The sequence below is a fragment of the Streptomyces sp. NRRL F-6492 genome (assembly GCF_001280125.1).
Taxonomy (GTDB): domain Bacteria; phylum Actinomycetota; class Actinomycetes; order Streptomycetales; family Streptomycetaceae; genus Streptomyces.
Genome location: NZ_LGEG01000246.1, coordinates 1 through 19,991 on the forward strand (window position 1 = coordinate 1; position 19,991 = coordinate 19,991).

The 19,991-nt window shown below is 73.2% G+C and carries 20 protein-coding genes; 6 read left to right on the plus strand and 14 right to left on the minus strand.

Features of this window, described 5'->3' with window-relative positions; translation table 11 throughout:
* Positions 1 to 64 precede the first annotated feature (64 nt).
* The 5 genes from ADL08_RS26915 to ADL08_RS26935 form a co-directional block, all read right to left on the minus strand.
* Entirely contained in the window at positions 65 to 1,069 is a 1,005-nt protein-coding gene (locus tag ADL08_RS26915) for an adenosine deaminase (protein ID WP_053647426.1), read from the minus strand.
* Positions 1,070 to 1,071: 2 nt separating this feature from the next.
* The gene (locus ADL08_RS26920) at positions 1,072 to 1,977 is read right to left on the minus strand and encodes a ribonuclease Z (protein ID WP_053647428.1); all 906 of its coding nucleotides are present in this window, start codon (positions 1,975 to 1,977) and stop codon (positions 1,072 to 1,074) included.
* 3 nt (positions 1,978 to 1,980) lie between these two features.
* Positions 1,981 to 2,340, minus strand: coding sequence for a histidine triad nucleotide-binding protein (locus tag ADL08_RS26925; protein ID WP_053647430.1), 360 nt, complete (start codon positions 2,338 to 2,340; stop codon positions 1,981 to 1,983).
* Between the two features lie 157 nt (positions 2,341 to 2,497).
* A complete protein-coding gene (locus tag ADL08_RS38835) occupies positions 2,498 to 3,613 on the minus strand; it encodes a tetratricopeptide repeat protein (protein WP_053647432.1) in 1,116 nt (371 codons plus the stop codon).
* Positions 3,610 to 4,917, minus strand: coding sequence for a tetratricopeptide repeat protein (locus ADL08_RS26935; RefSeq protein ID WP_053647434.1), 1,308 nt, complete (start codon positions 4,915 to 4,917; stop codon positions 3,610 to 3,612). The genes ADL08_RS38835 and ADL08_RS26935 overlap by 4 nt, the downstream gene beginning before the upstream one ends.
* A gap of 73 nt (positions 4,918 to 4,990) precedes the next feature.
* Between ADL08_RS26935 and ADL08_RS26940 the strand changes: the two genes are divergently transcribed.
* A complete protein-coding gene (locus ADL08_RS26940) occupies positions 4,991 to 5,365 on the plus strand; it encodes a hypothetical protein (protein WP_053647436.1) in 375 nt (124 codons plus the stop codon).
* A 63-nt stretch (positions 5,366 to 5,428) separates the two neighbouring features.
* On the opposite strand, the gene ADL08_RS26945 is transcribed toward ADL08_RS26940, so the two are convergent.
* The 4 genes from ADL08_RS26945 to hrcA form a co-directional block, all read right to left on the minus strand.
* Complete coding sequence (locus ADL08_RS26945) at positions 5,429 to 6,172, minus strand: 16S rRNA (uracil(1498)-N(3))-methyltransferase (RefSeq protein ID WP_053647438.1); 744 nt, start codon at positions 6,170 to 6,172, stop codon at positions 5,429 to 5,431.
* On the minus strand, positions 6,169 to 7,263 hold the full coding sequence (locus ADL08_RS26950; RefSeq protein ID WP_053647440.1) for a nitronate monooxygenase: 1,095 nt from the start codon (positions 7,261 to 7,263) through the stop codon (positions 6,169 to 6,171). The genes ADL08_RS26945 and ADL08_RS26950 overlap by 4 nt, the downstream gene beginning before the upstream one ends.
* Before the next feature lie 89 nt (positions 7,264 to 7,352).
* Complete coding sequence (dnaJ, locus tag ADL08_RS26955) at positions 7,353 to 8,489, minus strand: molecular chaperone DnaJ (RefSeq protein ID WP_053647442.1); 1,137 nt, start codon at positions 8,487 to 8,489, stop codon at positions 7,353 to 7,355.
* A complete protein-coding gene (gene hrcA, locus ADL08_RS26960; protein ID WP_053647444.1) occupies positions 8,490 to 9,509 on the minus strand; it encodes a heat-inducible transcriptional repressor HrcA in 1,020 nt (339 codons plus the stop codon).
* A gap of 147 nt (positions 9,510 to 9,656) precedes the next feature.
* Here hrcA and ADL08_RS26965 point away from each other — a divergent pair, with 147 nt between their 5' ends.
* A complete protein-coding gene (locus ADL08_RS26965) occupies positions 9,657 to 10,385 on the plus strand; it encodes an MBL fold metallo-hydrolase (protein ID WP_053647446.1) in 729 nt (242 codons plus the stop codon).
* Between the two features lie 10 nt (positions 10,386 to 10,395).
* Positions 10,396 to 11,196: a DUF3097 domain-containing protein gene (locus tag ADL08_RS26970; protein WP_053647449.1), complete on the plus strand. Its 801-nt coding sequence runs from the start codon at positions 10,396 to 10,398 to the stop codon at positions 11,194 to 11,196.
* A gap of 30 nt (positions 11,197 to 11,226) precedes the next feature.
* Here ADL08_RS26970 and hemW read toward each other — a convergent pair whose 3' ends face one another.
* The 3 genes from hemW to lepA all read right to left on the minus strand — a co-directional run bounded on the left by hemW (position 11,227) and on the right by lepA (position 16,554).
* Positions 11,227 to 12,459, minus strand: a complete 1,233-nt coding sequence (gene hemW, locus ADL08_RS26975) for a radical SAM family heme chaperone HemW (protein WP_053647451.1) — start codon at positions 12,457 to 12,459, stop codon at positions 11,227 to 11,229.
* An 89-nt stretch (positions 12,460 to 12,548) separates the two neighbouring features.
* Positions 12,549 to 14,426 (minus strand): AMP-dependent synthetase/ligase, encoded by a 1,878-nt coding sequence (locus tag ADL08_RS26980; RefSeq protein WP_053647453.1) that lies wholly within the window; start codon positions 14,424 to 14,426, stop codon positions 12,549 to 12,551.
* 259 nt (positions 14,427 to 14,685) lie between these two features.
* Entirely contained in the window at positions 14,686 to 16,554 is a 1,869-nt protein-coding gene (gene lepA / locus ADL08_RS26985) for a translation elongation factor 4 (RefSeq protein WP_078968429.1), read from the minus strand.
* A 186-nt stretch (positions 16,555 to 16,740) separates the two neighbouring features.
* Here lepA and rpsT point away from each other — a divergent pair, with 186 nt between their 5' ends.
* Complete coding sequence (gene rpsT, locus ADL08_RS26990; RefSeq protein WP_053647457.1) at positions 16,741 to 17,007, plus strand: 30S ribosomal protein S20; 267 nt, start codon at positions 16,741 to 16,743, stop codon at positions 17,005 to 17,007.
* Positions 17,008 to 17,290: 283 nt separating this feature from the next.
* Entirely contained in the window at positions 17,291 to 17,626 is a 336-nt protein-coding gene (locus ADL08_RS35970) for a hypothetical protein (RefSeq protein WP_234352274.1), read from the plus strand.
* A 132-nt stretch (positions 17,627 to 17,758) separates the two neighbouring features.
* Here ADL08_RS35970 and holA read toward each other — a convergent pair whose 3' ends face one another.
* Complete coding sequence (holA, locus tag ADL08_RS27000; protein WP_053647459.1) at positions 17,759 to 18,751, minus strand: DNA polymerase III subunit delta; 993 nt, start codon at positions 18,749 to 18,751, stop codon at positions 17,759 to 17,761.
* A gap of 57 nt (positions 18,752 to 18,808) precedes the next feature.
* On the opposite strand from holA, the gene ADL08_RS27005 reads away from it, so the two are divergent.
* Positions 18,809 to 19,051 carry a hypothetical protein gene (locus tag ADL08_RS27005; protein ID WP_053647461.1) on the plus strand — a complete coding sequence of 81 codons (243 nt, stop codon included), beginning with the start codon at positions 18,809 to 18,811 and terminating at the stop codon, positions 19,049 to 19,051.
* Here ADL08_RS27005 and ADL08_RS27010 read toward each other — a convergent pair.
* The gene (locus tag ADL08_RS27010; RefSeq protein WP_053647463.1) at positions 19,048 to 19,938 is read right to left on the minus strand and encodes a YceI family protein; all 891 of its coding nucleotides are present in this window, start codon (positions 19,936 to 19,938) and stop codon (positions 19,048 to 19,050) included. The genes ADL08_RS27005 and ADL08_RS27010 overlap by 4 nt on opposite strands.
* Positions 19,939 to 19,991 lie beyond the last annotated feature (53 nt).

Consider the following 19,991-nt stretch of genomic DNA (forward strand, 5'->3'; position numbering starts at 1 on the left):
GGGCCGGGACGGGCGCGTGCCCGCCGCCGGCGCCTCGGGCCCGCTCCCTCCCCGGCCCCGCCGCCTACGCCCCGCCACCCCCGAACTCGTACGCCTCCACCTCCGCCAGACACCTCTCCCGCCGCCCCTCGTCGTCCTCCAGGAACGACGCCAGGAAGGAGTTCCGGGCCAGCTCCCGGAGCTGGTCGTCCGTGAGGGCGAGCGCGGTGCGGACGCCGTCGTAGTTGTCGCCCGCGTAGCCGCCGAAGTAGGCGGGGTCGTCGGAGTTGACGGTGACGAGGAGGCCCGCCGCCATCATGGCGCGGAGCGGGTGGTCGGCGAGGGTGTCGATGACGCGGAGGCGGACGTTCGACAGGGGGCAGAGGGTGAGCGGGACCCGCTCGCGGGCGAGGCGGGCGACGAGGTCGGGGTCCTCCATGCAGCGCAGGCCGTGGTCGACGCGCTCGACGCCGAGGACGTCGAGGGCCTCGCGGACGTACGCCGCGGGCCCCTCCTCGCCCGCGTGGGCGACGCGGCGCAGACCGAGCCGGGCGGCCTCCTCGTACACCTCGCGGAACTTGGCCGGCGGGTGGCCGACCTCCGCCGAGTCGAGGCCGACGCCGGTGATCCGGTCCAGGTACGGCTTCGCGGCCTCCAGGGTGGCGAGGGCCGACTCGGCGGACTCGTCGCGCAGGAAGCACATGATGAGCCGGGTGGAGATCCCGTACCGCTCCTCGGCGCGGTCGAGGGAGGCGGTCAGGCCCTCGATCACGGTGCCGATCGGGACGCCGCGGGCGGTGTGCGCCTGCGGGTCGAAGAAGATCTCGGCGTGCCGGACGCCCTGGGCCGCGGCCCGCTCCAGATAGGCGTCGGCGAGCTCGGTGAAGTCCCCGGCGGTGCGCAGGACCGCCATCAGGCCGTAGTACAGGTCCAGGAAGGACTGGAGGTCGCTGAAGCGGTACGCCTCGCGCAGGGCGTCGGTGTCCGCGTACGGCAGGGTGACGCCGTTGCGCGCGGCGAGCGCGAAGGCCAGCTCGGGTTCGAGGGTGCCTTCGATGTGGAGGTGCAGTTCTGCCTTGGGTACGGGCATGTTCACGTTCGTTTCGGTACGGGGACCCTCATCAGGTCCTGGGCAATGCTCAGCTCGCCGTCGAACCCGGCCGCCCGCGCCTGCCGTTCGAACTCGGCGGGGTCGTGGTAGCGCTGCGAGAAGTGGGTGAGGACGAGGTGCCGCACGCCCGCGTCGCGGGCGACCGCGGCGGCCTGTCCGGCCGTGAGGTGGCCGTGGTCGGTGGCGAGGCGGACGTCCTCGTCGAGGAAGGTGGACTCGATGACGAGCATGTCGGCGCCTTCGGCGAGGGCGTGCACGCCGTCGCAGAGCCGGGTGTCCATGACGAAGGCGAAGCGCTGGCCGCGCCGGACCTCGCTGACCTGGTCGAGGGTGACGCCGTCCAGGACGCCGTCGCGCTGGATGCGGCCCACGTCGGGGCCCTCGATGCCGTGCGCGGCGAGCCGCTCGGGCAGGATGCGGCGCCCGTCGGGCTCGACGAGCCGGTAGCCGTACGACTCGACGGGGTGCGAGAGCCGGCGCGCTTCCAGGGTGTAGGCGTCGGTGACGGCGAACGGCCCGTCGGCGGAGACGGGCACCTCGACCAGCTCCACGGTCTCGCGGTAGGCCGTGGCGTACCGCAGCCGCTCGAAGAAGTGCCGCCCGCTCGCCGGGTAGTGGGCGGTGACCGGGTGCGGGACCTGGTCGAGGTTGATCCGCTGGATCACCCCGGCCAGGCCGAGCGAGTGGTCGCCGTGGAAGTGCGTGACGCAGATCCGGTCGAGGTCGTGCGCCGCGACCCCGGCCCGCAGCATCTGGCGCTGGGTGCCCTCGCCGGGGTCGAACATGATGCCCCGGCCGTCCCAGCGCAGCAGGTAGCCGTTGTGGTTGCGGTGCCGGGTCGGGACCTGGCTCGCGGTCCCGAGGACGACCAGTTCGCGTACGGACACGGCTTATCCGGGGGGCCAGGTGAGGCCGCGGCCGCCCAGGACGTGCGCGTGGGTGTGGAAGACGGTCTGGCCCGCGCCCTCGCCGGTGTTGAGGACGATCCGGTAGCCGGTGCCGTCGGTCTTCTCCTGGGCGGCGACCTCGCCGGCCTCGCGCAGCAGGTCGGCGGCGACGTCCGGCGCGCCTGCCGCGAGGGAGGCGGCGTCCGGGTAGTGCACGCGCGGGATCACCAGGACGTGGGTCGGCGCCTGCGGGTTGATGTCGCGGAACGCGACGGTCGTCTCCGTCTCGCGCACGATCGTCGCGGGCACCTCCCCCGAAACGATCTTGCAGAACAGGCAGTCGCTCTGCGGCTCTCCGGCCATGGTCCGGGCCTCCTCGCCTCCGTCGGTCAGTACACGCGCATGCTATCCGCCGCCGCCGACAAGATCGGATCCCGTTTTGCGGATCCCGTTTTGCGGATCCCGTTTTGCGGATCCCGTTTTCCGGAGGGGCCGGGGCAGTCCTTGGGCGCGCGCCGGGTCAGTCCTTGGGCGCGCGCCGGTTCAGGAACGAGCGGCTCACCCAGTACGTGATGATCACGCCCCAGAACAGCACTCCCCCGAGCACGCCGGGCACGCCCGTGTCGAAGGACCAGAGGGCCATGTTCAGGACCGAGTGGAGCCCGAGCAGTCCCACGGCCGTCGCCATGGCGATCACCGGCCGGCAGCCGCGGGCCACGAGCAGCAGCGGGCGGCGCAGCCGGGGCGGCAGCCTCCGGCTCATCCACAGCGCCCAGCCGCCCCAGGCGCCGACGAAGACGGCCGCGCCGATCAGGAACGGGACGACCGCCCCGGCCCCGGTCGCGTCGCCGCGGACGGGGGCGGTGCCGGCCCCGGAGGCGATGAAGCCGAGCAGGGCGACCCAGCGGGCCCCGGCGGCGGTGTTCCAGGCCATGGCCTCCAGGTTGTAGCGGGCCTTGCGGTCCTGGAGGTCGAGCGCGGCGGAGGCGACGAACCCCTCGGCGGCCTGCGTCCACGCCCCGCGCCGGAACCAGCGGCGCCGCAGCCGGAGCAGCGAGAGGTTGTTGTGGGCCTCGCTGCTCTGCGGGTTGAGCCGCAGCGCCGTCTCGTACGCGCGCCGGGCGGTGGCGTGGTCGCGCCGGCGCTGGGCGGTGAGGCCGACCAGGAAGTGGGCCGCGTCCTCCTCGGGCGCGAGGTTCACGGCGGTCCGCGCGGCCTCGTACGCCTCGACGGTACGCGCGGGCGTGCGGGCGCGTTCGCCGTGCTCCGCGAGGGCGGTGCCGAGGGCGTAGTGGGCGCCCCAGTAGTGCGGGGCGAGCGCGACGGCGTGCCGGGCGGTGGACTCGGCCTCCTGGAACCGCTTCTGCGAGAGGAGGATCTGGACGCGCATCAGCCAGGCCCCGAGCAGCTCGGGCTCGGCCCGCAGCGCCTGGTCCACGGCGGCCAGGGCGGCGGGGTGGTGGCCGCCCCGGTGGTGGCAGCGGGCGAGCAGGACGAGGGCCTCGGCGTCCTCGGGATCGGTCGCCAGGTGCTGGGCGACGAGCGCCCCGGCCCGCTCGTACCGTCCGGCCTCGTACAGCGCCTCGGCGCGCCGCAGCGCGGTGCCGTGGGCTCCCCGGGCCTCCGCCTCGCTCACAGCTTGCGCTTCCGCTTGAGGTGGGCGAGCAGGTCGTCGTAGAGGCCGCCCTCGTTGGCGAACATGGCGACGTTCCGGGCGGCGGCGAACCACGGTTCCGTGGACGGCTTGATCTGCTTGGCCGCGCCGAGCAGGTCCTTGGTGGTGATCAGGCGTACGGAGCCGCTGCGGGCGGAGTCGAGGAGCGCGGCCTCGGCGGCCGTCTCGCAGACGTGGGCGAGGTCGGCGCCGGAGAAGTCCTCGGTGGCCTTGACGAGCTTGCCGAGGTCGACGGCCTCGATGGGGCGCTCGCGCAGGTGGTAGCGGAGGATCGCCTCGCGGGCGGCGGCGTCGGGCGGCAGCACGAGCAGGGTGCGGTCGAGGCGGCCGGGGCGGCGCAGCGCGATGTCGACGTCCCAGGGGACGTTGGTGGCGGCGAGCACGAAGACGCCCTCGTTGCCGGCGCCGCTCGCGATGCCGTCGAGTTCGGTGAGGAGCTGGTTGACGACGTTGCGCAGGCCGCTGTGGTGGGTGCGGGAGCGCTTGGCGCCGAGGGCGTCCAGCTCGTCGAGGAAGACGACGCAGGGGGCCTGGCGGCGGGCGGTCTCGAAGATGTCGTGGATGTTCTTCTCGGAGGCGCCGATCCACATGTCGAGGACGTCGGAGAGCGAGACGGTGAGGAAGCTCGCGCCCAGCTCGCCCGCGACGGCGCGGGCGATGAAGGTCTTGCCGCAGCCGGGCGGGCCGTAGAGCAGCAGGCCGCCGCGCAGCGACTTGCCGTACAGCCTGCGCAGTTCGGGGTTGCGCATGGGGGCGAGGAAGGCGGCCTCCAGGCGGTCCTTGACCTCCTCCATGCCGCCGACGTCGGCGAGGCGCACGGAGCCGGGGGCGTCGACGTCCCAGGCGGCCGCGTCCCCGGCGGTCCCGTCGCCGTCGGCGGCCTGCGGGTCCTCCAGGAAGCGGGGTCCGACGAGGTCCTGGACCTGCTGCTCGGCGGCGTTCCAGTCGAAGGAGGGGGCGGGGGCGGGGGCGTTCGGCGCGGGCTCGTCCGGAGCCGGTTCCGGAGCCGGGGCCGGGGCCGGGGCCGGGGTCTCCGCGACGGTCGGTGCGGGCGCCGCGGGCAGCCCCATCGCGCGGACCATCAGGGCGCGGGCGTCCGTGTCCCCGGGCTCGTGCTGGAGGGCGACGGCCGCCTCCGCGACGGCCTCGTCGTTCCGCCCCTCCGCGAGGAGGAGGTCGGCGAAGTGGAGACGCAGGGGCACGTCGCCGGGGGCGGCGGCCACGGCGGCGCGGAGACTGCGGATCAGGGGGGACTCGTCGGCCATGCGGCCACCCTAAGGAGCCCCCGGGGGCGGCCGTCCACCGGGTTGGCCCCCGTCCCTTCGTACACTGCGCCGCATGAGACGGGACGGGGCCCTGCGCGGGCTGACGGTGGACGACGGGACGGTCTGGCTCTGGAACGTCCGGCACCGGCACCCCGACTGCCGGACCGTGCTCGCCCTGCGCCGCGCCGAGCGCCCGCACGCCCTGCTCCGGCTGGTCTTCCGGGAGGCGCCGGGCCGTGCGGTGGCCGGTTTCACCATGGGCCGGCACGAGGTGCTCGCCGTCGGGGGCGGTTGGCTCAACCTCGACGAGCCCGGGGTCGTGCGCCGGTTCCTCGACGCGGCGTTGGCCCGCGGCCTCGTCCCCACCGCGAACGGGACGCGCGAGGAGGACGGCTGGCCGCTCTTCGACGAGCTGACGGCCGACCCGCCCCGGCCTTCGGGGCCCTAGCTCCGGCGGGCCCTGGCTCCGTCGGGGCCCCGGCTCCGTCGGAGCCCCGGATCCGTCGGGGCCCTAGCTCCAGCGGCCCGTCCGCCCCAGGACCAGGGCCGTCGCCGCCGTGCCCGCCGTGGAGGTGCGCAGCACGCTGCGGCCCAGCCGGTACGGCTTCGCCCCGGCCGCCTCGAAGGCGGCGAGCTCCTCCGGGGAGACCCCGCCCTCGGGCCCGACGACGAGGACGACCGACCCCTTCGCGGGGAGGTCGGCGGTGGCGAGCGCGCCGCTGGGGTGGTCGCGGTCCTCGTGCAGGACGGCCGCGAAGCCGGCCCCCGCGAGGAGGGCGGCGACCTGCTTGGTCGTCATCGGGTCCGCGACCTCGGGGAAGCGGGTGCGGCGCGACTGCTTGCCGGCCTCGCGCGCGGTGGACCGCCACTTGGCGAGCGCCTTGAGGCCCCGGTCGCCCTTCCACTGGGTGATGCAGCGGGAGGCGGCCCACGGCACGATCGCGTCCACGCCGGTCTCCGTCATGGTCTCGACGGCCAGCTCGCCCCGGTCGCCCTTGGGGAGCGCCTGGACGACGGTGATCCGGGGCTCTTCCCCGGGGTCCTCGTGGACCTCGGCGACCCGCACGGTCAGCCGGTCCTTGCCCTCGGCGGCCAGCACCTCGCAGGCGGCCCAGCGGCCCCGGCCGTCGACCAGGACGAGCTCCTCGCCCTCCCTCAGCCGCTTCACGGAGACGGCGTGGCGGCCCTCGGGGCCGTCCAGGAGGAAGGTCCCGGCGCCGGGGACGGCGTCGACGACGAAGACGGGTGCGGTCACGAAGTGCTCCTGTGGGCCAGTTCCGAGAGGGCGGTGTCGAGTTCGGCGGCGAGGACCTCGACCAGCTGCCCGGCGGGGAGCGCGCGGGCGAGGCGGTGGCCCTGGCCGGCCCAGAGGGCCATGCCCTGGGCGTCGCCGGCGGTGGCGGCGGCCTTGCGCAGCGGGGCGGTGAGGTGGTGGACCTCGGGATAGGCGGCGGGGGCGTACGGGCCGTGCTCGCGCATGAAGCGGTTGACGAGGCCGCGCGCCGGGCGCCCCGAGAAGGCCCGGGTGAGGGCGGTGCGGGTGAACAGCGGGTCGGTCAGGGCCCGCTTGTGCAGCGGGTGGGCGCCCGACTCGGGGCAGCCGAGGAAGGCGGTGCCGAGCTGGGCGGCGTCGGCCCCGGCGGCGAGGACGGCGGCGATCTGGGCGCCGCGCATGATCCCGCCGGCGGCGACGATCGGGAGGCCGGTGCTCTCGCGGACCTGGGTGACGAGGGTGAGCAGGCCGGTGCCGGGCGCGCCGGGGCCGGGGCCGTCTGCGTCTGGGTCGTCGCGGTACGTCCCCTGGTGCCCGCCGGCCTCGACGCCCTGGACGCAGACGGCCCCGGCCCCGGCGCGCTCGGCGGCGAGGGCCTCCTCGGCGGAGGTGACGGTGACGATCGTGTACGTCCCGGCGCGGGCGAAGGAGGCGAGGGCGTCGGGCGCGGGGCAGCCGAAGGTGAAGGAGACGACGGGGACCGGGTCCTCCAGGAGGATGGCCAGCTTGGCGTCGTAGGCGTCGTCGCGGGAGTCGTCGGTCTCGCCGAGCGGGGTGTCGTACCAGCCGGCCTCTCCGGCGAGCTGGTGCCGGTAGACCTCGACGGCGGCCGGGTCGGCGGGCCGTCCGGTCTGCGGCATGAAGAGGTTGACGCCGAAGGGGCGTGCGGTGAGCCGGCGTACCTGCTTGATCTCCTGGTACAGGCCTCCGGCCGTCTTGTAGCCGCCGGCCAGGAAGCCGAGCGCCCCGGCCTCGCAGACGGCTCCGGCCAGCTCGGGACAGGAGGCGCCACCCGCCATGGGGGCCTGCACGATCGGGATCCGGGAGAGATCGTTCAGTGCGGTGGTGGACATATGGGCATCGTGTCATGCCGCGGAGAGGGGTATGGAAAGGGGCGGTATCCATGTATGGATACCGCCCCTCCCTCTGCGTACAGGCCGGGCTACCGCCCGTTGAACGCGTCCTTCAGACGGGAGAACAGCCCCTGCTGACCGGGCTGGAACTGCCCCGTGGGCCGCTCCTCGCCGCGCAGCTTGGCCAGCTCGCGCAGGAGGCGCTCCTGCTCCGCGTCGAGCTTGCCCGGGGTCTGGACCTCGACGTGCACGATGAGGTCGCCGCGCCCGTTGCCGCGCAGGTGGGTGACGCCGCGCCCGTGGAGCGGGATCGACTGGCCGGACTGGGTGCCGGGCCGGATGTCGATCTCCTCGACGCCGTCGAGGGTCTGCAGCGGCACCTTGGTGCCGAGGGCGCCCGCCGTCATCGGGATCGTCACCGTGCAGTGCAGGTCGTCGCCGCGCCGCTGGAACATCTCGTGCGGGGTCTCGTGGATCTCGACGTACAGGTCGCCGGCGGGGCCGCCGCCGGGGCCGACCTCGCCCTCGCCCGCGAGCTGGATGCGGGTGCCGTTGTCGACGCCGGCCGGGATCTTGACCGTGAGGGTGCGGCGGGAGCGGACCCGTCCGTCGCCCGCGCACTCGGGGCACGGGGTCGGGACGACGGTGCCGAAGCCCTGGCACTGCGGGCAGGGCCGGGAGGTCATGACCTGGCCCAGGAAGGACCGGGTGACCTGGGAGACCTCGCCGCGGCCGCGGCACATGTCACAGGTCTGCGCGGAGGTGCCGGGCGCGGCGCCCTCGCCGGAGCAGGTCGTGCAGACGACCGCCGTGTCGACCTGGATGTCCTTGGTGGTGCCGAAGGCCGCCTCGTCGAGGCTGATCTCCAGGCGGATCATGGCGTCCTGGCCGCGCCGGGTCCGCGAACGGGGCCCGCGCTGCGCGGCGTTGCCGAAGAAGGCGTCCATGATGTCGGAGAAGTTGCCGAAGCCACCGGCCCCGAAGCCGCCCGCGCCGCCTCCGCCGGAGGCCGAGAGCGGGTCGCCGCCGAGGTCGTAGACCTGCTTCTTCTGCGGGTCCGAGAGGACCTCGTAGGCGGCGTTGATCTCCTTGAAGCGTTCCTGCGTCTTCGGATCGGGGTTGACGTCCGGGTGCAGCTCGCGCGCGAGCCTCCGGAACGCCTTCTTGATCTCGTCCTGGGAAGCGTCGCGGCGCACGCCGAGTACGGCGTAGTAGTCCGTGGCCACTTACGACTCCGCCAGGATCTGTCCGACGTAACGTGCCACTGCGCGTACCGCTCCCATCGTTCCGGGGTAGTCCATGCGGGTCGGTCCGACCACGCCGAGTTTGGCGACTGCCTCGCCGCCCGAACCGTAGCCGACCGAGACGACGGACGTGGAGCTCAGCCCCTCGTGGGCGTTCTCGTGCCCGATCCGTACGGTCATGCCCGATTCCTTGGCCTCGCCGAGCAGCTTGAGGAGGACGACCTGCTCCTCCAGAGCCTCCAGGACGGGCCTGATCATCAGGGGGAAGTCGTGTCCGAAGCGGGTGAGGTTGGCGGTGCCGCCGATCATCAGCCGCTCCTCGTGCTCCTCCACGAGGGTTTCGAGGAGGGTCGCGAGCACGGTCGAGACCGTGGCCCGGTCCTCGGGCTCCTCGAAGGACTCGGGCAGGTCCTGCACCAGCTGCGGCACGTCGGCGAACCGGCGGCCGACGACCCGGCTGTTGAGCCGGGCCCGCAGGTCGGCGAGCGAGGTGTCGCCGAAGGGCGCGGGGCAGTCGACGACCCGCTGCTCGACCCGGCCGGTGTCCGTGATGAGGACGAGCATCAGGCGGGCCGGGGCCAGCGAGAGCAGTTCCACGTGCCGGACGGTCGAACGGGTCAGCGAGGGGTACTGCACGACGGCGACCTGCCGGGTCAGCTGCGCGAGCAGCCGGACCGTGCGGCCGACGACGTCGTCGAGGTCGACCGCGCCGTCGAGGAAGTTGTGGATGGCCCGCCGCTCGGGCGTCGACAGCGGCTTGACCCCCGCGAGCCGGTCGACGAACAGCCGGTAGCCCTTGTCCGTCGGAATGCGGCCCGCGCTGGTGTGGGGCTGGGCGATGTAGCCCTCCTCCTCGAGCACGGCCATGTCGTTGCGCACGGTGGCGGGCGACACGCCGAGCTTGTGGCGCTCCGTGAGCGCCTTGGAGCCGACGGGCTCCTCCGTCCCGACATAGTCCTGGACGATGGCGCGCAGCACCTCGAGTCTGCGTTCGCTGAGCATCGTGCGCACCTCCAGCTGTCGTCGGTCGTTCCGGTTGCTCCGCTTTTGGCACTCGCCCTGTTCGAGTGCCAGCGATCCCGGGCCAGTGTACGGCGGCACACGTCGCTCCTGGCAAGGAGGCGGCGCCCCAGCGGTTAGCGTCGGGGCATGGACGTCGACTGGGAAGCACGGGGATGGGAACGGCTCGCGGACGGGGTGGGCCGGCGGCGGCTGCCCGGCTGGGACGCCACGGTGGGGCTCGTCGTGGGCGAGCGGGCGGTGCTGCTGTACGACACGGGGTCGTCCCTCGCGGAGGGTGCGGAGCTGCGGGCGGAGGTGGCGGAACTCACGGGCGGCCGGAGGGTGACGCACATCGCACTGAGCCATCCGCACTTCGACCACGTGTTCGGCACGGCGGCCTTCGCGGGCGCTGAGGTCTTCGGCGCGGTCGGCACGGAGGAGCTGCTCACCCGGGGACGGGACCGGGAGGAGCTGCGGACGGACGGGGTGCGGCAGGGCCTGGACCCGGCGGCGGCCGCGGAGGCCGCGGACGTCCTCGTGGCCCCGCGGCACGTGGTCTCCGGCGAGTGGACGCTCGACCTGGGCGGCCGGCAGGTGCTCCTGGCGAACGTCGGCCCGGGGCACACGGGCCACGACCTGGCGCTCCTGGTGCCCGGCCCGCCGGAGGTGGTCTTCTGCGGGGACCTGGTGGAGGAGTCGGGCGAGCCGCAGGCGGGCCCGGACGCGATCCCGTCCCGCTGGCCGGACGCCCTGGACCGGCTCCTGTCGCTCGGCGGCGGGGACGCGGTGTACGTGCCGGGGCACGGGGCGGTGGTGGACGCCGCGTTCGTACGACGCCAGCGCGAGGAACTGGCGAGGCGCTTCTCCGTCGCATAACGTCGCCCGAATGCGCAGCTACAACCCGGACCTGACGCCCCCCTGGAAGAAGTCGGCGCCCGTCCCGGAGGTCCCGGCCGACCGCGACCTCGTCGTGGAGGAGGTGGCGACGGGCTTCTGCGGAGCGGTGATCCGCTGCGAGGCGGGCACGGTGACCCTGGAGGACCGCTTCGGCAAGCACCGGGTCTTCCCGCTGGAACCGCGCGGCTTCCTCCTGGAGGGGAAGGTCGTGACCCTGGTCCGCCCGGCCTCGGGACCGGCCCGCCCGACCCGCACGGCCTCCGGCTCGGTCGCGGTGCCGGGCGCACGCGCGCGCGTGGCGCGGGCGGGCCGGATCTACGTCGAGGGCCGCCACGACGCGGAGCTGGTCGAGCGGGTCTGGGGCGACGACCTGCGGATCGAGGGCGTGGTCGTGGAGTACCTGGAGGGCGTCGACGACCTGCCGGCGATCGTCGCGGAGTTCGGGCCGGCGCCCGACGCCCGCCTCGGCGTCCTGGTGGACCACCTGGTCCCGGGCTCCAAGGAGTCCCGGATCGCCGCACGGGTGACCTCGCCGGACGTGCTGGTCGTCGGCCACCCGTACATCGACGTCTGGGAGGCGGTGAAGCCGTCCTCGCTCGGCATCCCGGCCTGGCCGGCGGTCCCGCGCGGCCAGGACTGGAAGACGGGCGTCTGCCGCGCCCTGGGCTGGCCGGACAACACGGGCGCGGCCTGGCAGCACATCCTGTCGAGGGTGACGTCGTACAAGGACCTGGAGCCGGAGCTGCTGGGCCGGGTCGAGGAACTGATCGACTTCGTGACGGCGCCCTAGGACGCCGCCGGGCAGGCCCTAGGACACCCCCTAGTCCACCAGGTCCCGCACCACCGCGTCCGCGAGGAGCCGGCCCCGCAGGGTCAGGACCGCTCGGCCCGCCCCGTACGGGCCGGGGTCCAGGAGGCCGTCCTCCAGGGCCTTGCGGGAGGCGGCAAGGCCTGCCGGCTTGAGCAGGGCCAGCTCGACCCCGTCCCGGAGCCGCAGCTCCAGCAGGATCCGCTCCACCCGCCGGTCCTCCTCGGAGAGGAGCTCGCGGCCCGCGCCCGGCGTCTTCCCGGCCGCGAGGGCCGCCGCGTACGTCCCGGGGTGCTTCACGTTCCACCAGCGCACCCCGCCCACGTGGCTGTGCGCGCCGGGCCCCGCGCCCCACCAGTCGGCGCCGCGCCAGTACAGCTCGTTGTGGAGGCAGCGCCCGGCCTCCGAAGTGGCCCAGTTGGACACCTCGTACCACTCGAAACCGGCCCCGGAGAGCACCTCCTCGGTGATCAGGTACCGGTCGGCGTGCACGTCGTCGTCGGTCATCGGCACCTCGCCGCGCCGGATGCGGCGGGCCAGCTGGGTGCCCTCCTCGACGATCAGGGCGTAGGCGCTGACGTGGTCGGGTCCGGCGCCGATCGCCGCGTCGAGCGAGGCCCGCCAGTCGTCGTCGGACTCGCCGGGCGTGCCGTAGATCAGGTCGAGGTTGACGTGGTCGAACCCGGCGGCCCGCGCCTCGGCGACGCAGGCCTCGGGGCGGCCGGGGGTGTGGGTGCGGTCGAGGACCTTCAGGACGTGCTGCCGGGCGCTCTGCATGCCGAAGGAGATCCGGTTGAACCCGCCCTCGCGCAGCTCCGCCAGATAGGCCGGGTCCACCGACTCGGGGTTCGCCTCGGTCGTGACCTCGGCGTCGTCCGCGAGCCCGAACTCGTCGCGGATCGCCCCCAGCATCCGTACGAGGTCGCCGGCGGCGAGCAGCGTGGGCGTGCCGCCGCCGACGAAGACGGTCCGGACCGGCCGGGGGTCGTCGCCGAGGACCTTCCGGGCGAGCCGGATCTCCTCGGCGACCTGCTCGGCGTAGTTGTCCCGGGAGGCGAGCACGCCCCCCGTGCCGCGCAGCTCGCTCGCCGTGTAGGTGTTGAAGTCGCAGTAACCGCAGCGCGTCGCGCAGTAGGGCACGTGCAGGTAGAACCCGAGCGGGCGCTCCCCGGCCCCTTCCAGGGCGTGCGGGGGCAGCGCCCCGTCCTCGGGAACGGTCTCACCATCGGGCAGTACGGAAGGCATGAGCCCATTGTCCCGTACTGCCCGGGGTGGGCCGGCTGCCTGTGGACAACCGGCTCCCGTGCTGGTCGGGCCCCGTGCCGGGGCGCCGGTCAGACCTCGCGCGAGCCCGCGTACATCTCCTCGATGAGGTGCTTGTACTCGCGCTCGACGACCGGCCGCTTCAGCTTCAGGGACGGGGTCAGCTCGCCGTGCTCGATGTCGAGGTCGCGCGGCAGCAGACGGAACTTCTTGATCGTCTGCCAGCGCTGGAGGCCCTCGTTGAGCCGGTCCACGTACCCCTGGACGAGCTTCTCGGTCCGCGGGTCGGCGACGACCTCGGCGTACGACCTGCCCCCGAGGTCGTGCTCGGCGGCCCAGCCGAGGAGGGAGGGCTCGTCGAGGGCGATCAGGGCGGTGCAGAAGTTCCGGTCGGCGCCGTGGACCAGGATGTTCGAGACGAACGGGCAGACGGCCTTGAACTGGCCCTCGACCTCGGCCGGCGAGATGTACTTGCCGCCGGACGTCTTGATCAGGTCCTTCTTGCGGTCGGTGATCCGCAGGTAGCCGTCGGCGGACAGCTCGCCGATGTCACCGGTGTGGAACCAGCCGTCGGACTCCAGGACCTCGGCGGTCTTCTCCGGCAGGTTGTGGTAGCCCTCCATGATGCCGGGGCCGCGCATCAGGATCTCGCCGTCGTCGGCGATGCGGACCTCGGTGCCGGGCAGCGGCTTGCCGACGGTGCCGGTGCGGTAGGCCTCGCCGGGGTTGACGAAGGAGGCGGCGGAGGTCTCGGTGAGGCCGTACCCCTCCAGGACGTGGATGCCCGCGCCGGAGAAGAAGTAGCCGATCTCGGGGGCGAGGGCGGCGGAGCCGGAGACGCACGCGCGCAGGTTGCCGCCGAAGGCCTCGCGGATCTTGCCGTAGACGAGGGCGTCGGCGACCTTGTGCTTGGCGCTCAGGCCGAAGGGCGCGGAGGCGGTGCCGGTGCGGCGGAAGTTGTCCTGGGTGGTCTTCGCGTACTCGCGGGCGACCTCGGCCGCCCACTGGAAGATCTTGTACTTGGCGCCGCCGGCGGCGCGGGCCTTGGCGGCGACCCCGTTGTAGACCTTCTCGAAGATGCGGGGCACGGCCGCCATGTAGGTCGGCTGGACCACCGGCAGGTTCTCGATGATCTTGTCGACGCGGCCGTCGACGGCGGTGACGTGGCCGACCTCGATCTGGCCCGAGGTGAGGACCTTGCCGAAGACGTGGGCGAGCGGCAGCCACAGGTACTGGACGTCGTCCCGGGTGACGAGGCCGGTGGCGGCGATGGCCTTGGCCATGTACGACCAGTTGTCGTGCGGGAGGCGGACGCCCTTGGGGCGGCCGGTGGTGCCCGAGGTGTAGATGAGGGTGGCGAGCTGCGTGGAGGTGATCGCGGAGACCCGCTCCTTGACCGCCTCGGGGTGCGCCTCCAGGTACGCCCTGCCGCGCTCCTCCAGCTCCGCGAGGGTGAGGACCCAGTCGCCGTCGCTCTCGACGCCGGCGGCGTCGACGACGACCACGTGGCGGAGGTTCGGCAGGTCGGCGCGGCGCTCGACGGCCTTGGCGAGCTGGGCCGCGTCCTCCGCGATGAGGACCTTGGACTCGGAGTCCGAAAGGATGAACGCCGACTCCTCGGCGTTGGTCTGCGGGTAGACCGTGGTGGTCGCGGCGCCCGCGCACATCACGCCGAGGTCCGCGAGGATCCACTCGACCCGGGTGGAGGAGGCGAGGGCGACCCGCTCCTCGGACCGCACCCCGAGGTCGACGAGGCCGGCGGCGATCGCGTAGACCCGCTCGGCGGCCTGCCCCCAGCTGAGTGACTTCCAGTCGTCCGGGCCGCTGCCGGACGCGGCGGGGACCGGGTAGCGGTAGGCCTCCGCGTCGGGAGTCCGCTCGACTCGCTCAAGGAAGAGGGTCGCCACGGAGGGCGGCCGGTTCTCGATCTGGGTCTGTGTGTCGCTCACGACGTCCTCCGGGCGGCGGCGGTGCCTTCTGGTGGTTCGTAACTAACTGGCGAGTAACCTTCGAGCCGGGATCAGACTAAAGGGCCGGGGACCGGCGCGTAAGGCCTTGCAGTGCGTCGCTTCATAACGAACGGGTCCACGCGCGCTGCGCACGTGGACCCGTTCGTTGCATGGGGCAGCTACTTCGTCGGGCCCGGCGGCCGACCGCCGGCCCGGCTCCGGACCGCCTCCCGGCGGCTGGTTTCCGCCCCCGCCGCGGCTACTTCTTGCCCTTGCCGGAGGACTCGTCGCTCGACAGGACGGCGATGAAGGCCTCCTGCGGCACCTCCACCGAGCCGACCATCTTCATGCGCTTCTTGCCCTCCTTCTGCTTCTCCAGCAGCTTCCGCTTCCGGGAGATGTCACCGCCGTAGCACTTGGCGAGGACGTCCTTGCGGATGGCGCGGATGGTCTCGCGGGCGATCACCCGGGAGCCGATGGCTGCCTGGATCGGCACCTCGAAGGCCTGCCGGGGGATGAGCTCGCGCAGCTTGGCGACGAGCCGCACGCCGTAGGCGTACGCGGCGTCCTTGTGGGTGACGGCGGAGAAGGCGTCGACCTTGTCGCCGTGCAGCAGGATGTCGACCTTGACCAGGCTGGAGGCCTGCTCGCCCGTGGGCTCGTAGTCGAGGGAGGCGTACCCGCGCGTCTTGGACTTCAGCTGGTCGAAGAAGTCGAAGACGATCTCGGCGAGGGGCAGGGTGTAGCGGATCTCGACCCGGTCCTCGGAGAGGTAGTCCATGCCGATCAGGGTGCCGCGCCGGTTCTGGCAGAGCTCCATGATCGCGCCGATGAACTCGCTGGGCGCGAGGATCGTCGCGCGGACGACGGGCTCGTACACCTCGTCGATCTTGCCCTCGGGGAACTCGCTCGGGTTCGTGACCGTGTGCTCGCTGCCGTCCTCCATGACCACGCGGTAGACCACGTTGGGGGCGGTGGCGATCAGGTCGAGGCCGAACTCGCGCTCCAGGCGCTCGCGGATCACGTCCAGGTGGAGCAGGCCGAGGAAGCCGACGCGGAAGCCGAAGCCGAGCGCGGCGGAGGTCTCCGGCTCGTAGACGAGCGCGGCGTCGTTGAGCTGGAGCTTGTCGAGGGCCTCGCGCAGGTCGGGGTACTCCGAGCCGTCCAGCGGGTAGAGACCCGAGAAGACCATCGGCTTCGGGTCCTTGTAGCCGCCGAGCGCCTCGGTGGCGCCCTTGGCCTGCGAGGTGATCGTGTCACCGACCTTGGACTGGCGGACGTCCTTCACGCCGGTGATGAGGTAGCCCACCTCGCCGACGCCGAGGCCGTCGGACGGCGTCATCTCCGGGGAGGAGACGCCGATCTCCAGGAGCTCGTGGGTGGCGCCGGTCGACATCATCCTGATGCGCTCGCGCTTGTTGAGCTGTCCGTCGACGACACGCACGTACGTCACGACGCCCCGGTACGAGTCGTACACGGAGTCGAAGATCATCGCGCGGGCGGGGGCGTCGGCGACGCCGACCGGCGCCGGGACGTCCCGGACGACGCGGTCGAGCAGCGCCTCGACGCCCAGGCCGGTCTTCGCGGAGACCTTGAGCACGTCCTCCGGCTGGCAGCCGATGAGGTTGGCCAGCTCCTCGGCGAACTTCTCCGGCTGCGCGGCCGGCAGGTCGATCTTGTTGAGGACCGGGACGATGGTGAGGTCGTTCTCCATCGCCAGGTAGAGGTTGGCGAGGGTCTGCGCCTCGATGCCCTGCGCCGCGTCCACCAGGAGGACCGTGCCCTCGCAGGCCGCGAGGGACCGCGAGACCTCGTAGGTGAAGTCCACGTGCCCGGGGGTGTCGATCATGTTCAGGATGTGCGTGCGCCCCTGCTCCGGCCCCTCGGTGGGAGCCCACGGCAGACGAACGGCCTGGGACTTGATCGTGATGCCGCGCTCACGCTCGATGTCCATCCGGTCGAGGTACTGGGCGCGCATCTGCCGCTGGTCGACCACACCGGTGAGCTGGAGCATCCGGTCGGCGAGCGTGGACTTGCCGTGGTCGATGTGCGCGATGATGCAGAAGTTGCGGATCAGAGCCGGGGCGGTACGGCTCGGCTCGGGCACGTTGGTAGGAGTCGCGGGCACGCAGGGTTCTCGTCTCGGGCGATGTTCAGAACGGATACGTAGGCTCCATGGTCCCATGCCCGGCGGCCGACGCCCGGTTTGGGCGGTCGCGGGGGCGGCTGATACCGTGGACAGCTGTGCCTCGTGTGCCCTCTCAGCTCACGAGGCGCTTCCAGAAGGAACATCGAACCTGTAAAGGCTCTTTTCGTGGCGAACATCAAGTCCCAGATCAAGCGGAACAAGACGAACGAGAAGGCGCGCCTGCGCAACAAGGCCGTCAAGTCCTCGCTCAAGACCGCGATCCGCAAGGCCCGCGAGGCCGTCGCCGCCGGCGACTTCGAGAAGGCCACCGTCGCCACTCGTGCCGCCTCGCGTCAGCTCGACAAGGCTGTCTCGAAGGGTGTCATCCACAAGAACGCCGCCGCCAACAAGAAGTCGGCGCTGGCGATCAAGGTTGCCTCCCTCCAGGGCTGAGCTCTGATGTGAACGGCCGTACGGGATCCAGCGGGCCCTCTCTCCCGCTCCCGCCCGGCCACCCCGGACTCGCACGCGGACGCGTTCGCCACGCGGGTGCGAGCCCACTTGCTCGAACGTCGAAGGCCCCGTCGCCTCCTTCCCCAGGAGGCGACGGGGCCTTCGTCTGTCGTACGGGGGCTTCGTCGCACGGAGAGCCTCGTCGTGCAGGGGCTTCGTCGCACGGAGAGCCTCGTCGTACGGAGGGCCTGTGGGCGGGGCCGGTCTTCCGTACCCTCGCCCCGTGGACGACTGCCTGCCGCTGCGCGTGATCGGGGCCGCGCTCGCCGGGACCGTGGGCCTGCCGGCCCGGCTGGCGGTCGTGGTGCGCCGCCGGGGAACGGCGGGTGCGGCGATCGGCGCGGCGACGGCCGCGCGCGACGAGGCCTTCCGGGTCACGGCGCACGAGTCGTACCACGAGATCAGGGCCCAGGCGGAGCGGAAGGCGCCCGTGCTGTCCCCGGACGGCCCGTGGGGCGGCTCCGCGCCCCTCCCCCGGCACCGCGAGGGACACCGGCCGCACCGGAAGAACCGCCCCGGCCGCCGGTCCCGCTTCTCGGCACGGTTGCGACGCGGGTGAAGCGAGCGGGGCGGACGGGGCGGGGCTGCCCGGTCGTCGCCGGTTCGGTCGGGCGCCCCGAGCCGGTCGGGTTTTCCGGACCCCGTCCGGTCGGGCGCACCGAGCCGGTCGGGCTCCCCGGATCCCGTCCGGTCAGGCGCCCCGGTTCATCCTCGCCGCCCGGGCCACCGCGACGACCGCCTTCTCCAAGGCGTACTCGGGGTCGTCGCCCCCGCCCTTCACGCCCGCGTCCGCCTCGGCGACCGCGCGCAGGGCCAGCGAGACCCCGTCCGGGGTCCAGCCGCGCATCTGCTGCCGCACGCGGTCGATCTTCCAGGGCGGCATGCCCAGCTCCCGCGCGAGGTCGGCGGGGCGGCCGCCCCGGGCCGAGGAGAGCTTGCCGATGGCCCGCACGCCCTGGGCGAGCGCGCTGGTGATGAGCACGGGTGCGACCCCGGTCGAGAGCGACCAGCGCAGGGCCTCCAGGGCCTCGGCCGCCCGTCCCTCGACGGCGCGGTCGGCGACGTTGAAGGAGGAGGCCTCGGCGCGGCCCGTGTAGTACCGCCCGACGACGGCCTCGTCGATCGTCCCGTCCACGTCGGAGGTCAGCTGCGCGACGGCGGACGCGAGCTCCCGCAGATCGCTGCCGATCGAGTCGACCAGGGCCTGGCAGGCCTCCGGCGTGGCCGACCGGCCGAGCGCCCGGAACTCCTGCCGCACGAACGTCAGCCGCTCCGCCGGCTTGGTCGTCTTCGGGCAGGCCACCTCCCGCGCCCCCGCCTTGCGCGCGGCGTCGAGCAGGCCCTTGCCCTTGGCGCCGCCCGCGTGGAGCAGGACGAGGGAGATGTCCTCGACCGGGTCGCCGAGGTAGGCCTTGACGTCCTTGACCGTGTCGGCGGAGAGGTCCTGGGCGTTCCGCACGATCAGGACCTTGCGCTCGGCGAAGAGCGAGGGGCTGGTGAGCTCGACGAGCGTCCCGGGCTGGAGCTGGTCGGAGGTGAGGTCGCGCACGTCCGTGTCGGCGTCGGCGGCGCGGGCGGCCGCCACCACCTCCTGGACGGCGCGGTCGAGGAGCAGGTCCTCCTGCCCCACGGCGAGCGTCACGGGGCCGAGGAGGTCGTCGGGGGAAGTCTTTCTGGTGGCCATCGCGATCCAGCATCCCACGGGCCACCGACAGTCGTGCCCGTGCACGAGAATGGCGGGGTGAGTGAACGACACGTACTGGTGCTCCCCGACCGCGACGCCGCCGAGGAGGTCGCCGGGGAGCTTCCCGACCGCTTCGGCGTGGCCGAGGAACCGCAGCTCCTGCGGGACGCCCTGGCCGGGGAGGACGACGCCGAGGACGCGCAGTGGCTGGTGGTCGTCGAGGATCCGGACGGCCGGCTCGACCCGGCGGCCCTCGACGGCCTCGCCGCCGAGTACGAGGGCTGGCTGGAAGCCCCCTAGCTCCCGGCCCCCTTGGGCACGATCTGGACGTCCAGGTCGATGCTGATGCTGGACCCGACGGCCGCGATGCCGCGCGCGAGCAGCGTCTGCCAGGTGAGGGTGAAGTCCTCGCGGTGGAGCTCGGTGGTGGCACGGCAGGCACCCCGGGTCTCGCCCTCCAGTCCGCTCCCGAGGCCCAGGTACTGGGTGTCGAGGGTCACCGTGCGGCTCACCCCGTGGAGGGTGAGCGCCCCGGTGACGGCCCAGCGGCTGCCGCCCCGGTGGGTGAAGCGCTCGCTGTAGAACTCCAGCGTCGGGTACGCGCCGACGTCGAGGAAGTCGCCCGAGCGCAGGTGGTCGTCGCGCATCCGCACCCCGGTGTCGATGGAGGCGGCGTCGATGACGACGTGCATCGCGGAGTGCTCCATGCGGTCGGCGATCCGGACCGCGCCCGCGAAGTCGTTGAACCGGCCGTGGATCCGGGCCAGTCCGATGTGGCGCGCCGTGAACCCGATCTGCGAGTGCGTCGGATCGATCTCCCAGTCGCCCGGCTCCGGGAGCGGGGGCTGCGGGGCGACCTGGAGCAGGACGTCGCCGAGGCCGGTGTGGACGCCCTCGGTGACGACGGCGCCGCCGTGGTGCGGCGTGTAGCCCTCGGCGGTGACCGCGAGCCGGTACTCGCCGGCCGGTACGGTCGCGAGCGCGGTGCCGTACGGGTCGGTCTCCCCGGCCAGCACCTTGCGTCCCGCCGCGTCGCTGACGACGAACTCGGCCTGCCGGACGGGCTCGTGCACGGGGTCGAGCACCCGGCAGCTCAGCACTCCCGCCGAGGACGGGACGGTGAGACCGGCGAGCGGCCCGCCCCGCGCGACGTTCCCCCCGCGCTTCCCGAAGAGACGATCGAACATTCTTCACGCACCCCCGTGCGACTCGTTCACTATGCAACGAATTCGCATTCGAT

Coding starts and splice junctions, on each gene's coding strand:
- ADL08_RS26915 (WP_053647426.1), bottom strand. CDS start 1,069: ATGCCCGTACCCAAGGCAGAACTGCACCTCCACATCGAAGGCACCCTC.
- ADL08_RS26925 (WP_053647430.1), bottom strand. CDS start 2,340: ATGGCCGGAGAGCCGCAGAGCGACTGCCTGTTCTGCAAGATCGTTTCG.
- ADL08_RS26935 (WP_053647434.1), bottom strand. CDS start 4,917: ATGGCCGACGAGTCCCCCCTGATCCGCAGTCTCCGCGCCGCCGTGGCC.
- ADL08_RS26940 (WP_053647436.1), top strand. CDS start 4,991: ATGAGACGGGACGGGGCCCTGCGCGGGCTGACGGTGGACGACGGGACG.
- ADL08_RS26950 (WP_053647440.1), bottom strand. CDS start 7,263: ATGTCCACCACCGCACTGAACGATCTCTCCCGGATCCCGATCGTGCAG.
- hrcA (WP_053647444.1), bottom strand. CDS start 9,509: ATGCTCAGCGAACGCAGACTCGAGGTGCTGCGCGCCATCGTCCAGGAC.
- ADL08_RS26965 (WP_053647446.1), top strand. CDS start 9,657: ATGGACGTCGACTGGGAAGCACGGGGATGGGAACGGCTCGCGGACGGG.
- ADL08_RS26970 (WP_053647449.1), top strand. CDS start 10,396: ATGCGCAGCTACAACCCGGACCTGACGCCCCCCTGGAAGAAGTCGGCG.
- hemW (WP_053647451.1), bottom strand. CDS start 12,459: ATGCCTTCCGTACTGCCCGATGGTGAGACCGTTCCCGAGGACGGGGCG.
- holA (WP_053647459.1), bottom strand. CDS start 18,751: ATGGCCACCAGAAAGACTTCCCCCGACGACCTCCTCGGCCCCGTGACG.
- ADL08_RS27010 (WP_053647463.1), bottom strand. CDS start 19,938: ATGTTCGATCGTCTCTTCGGGAAGCGCGGGGGGAACGTCGCGCGGGGC.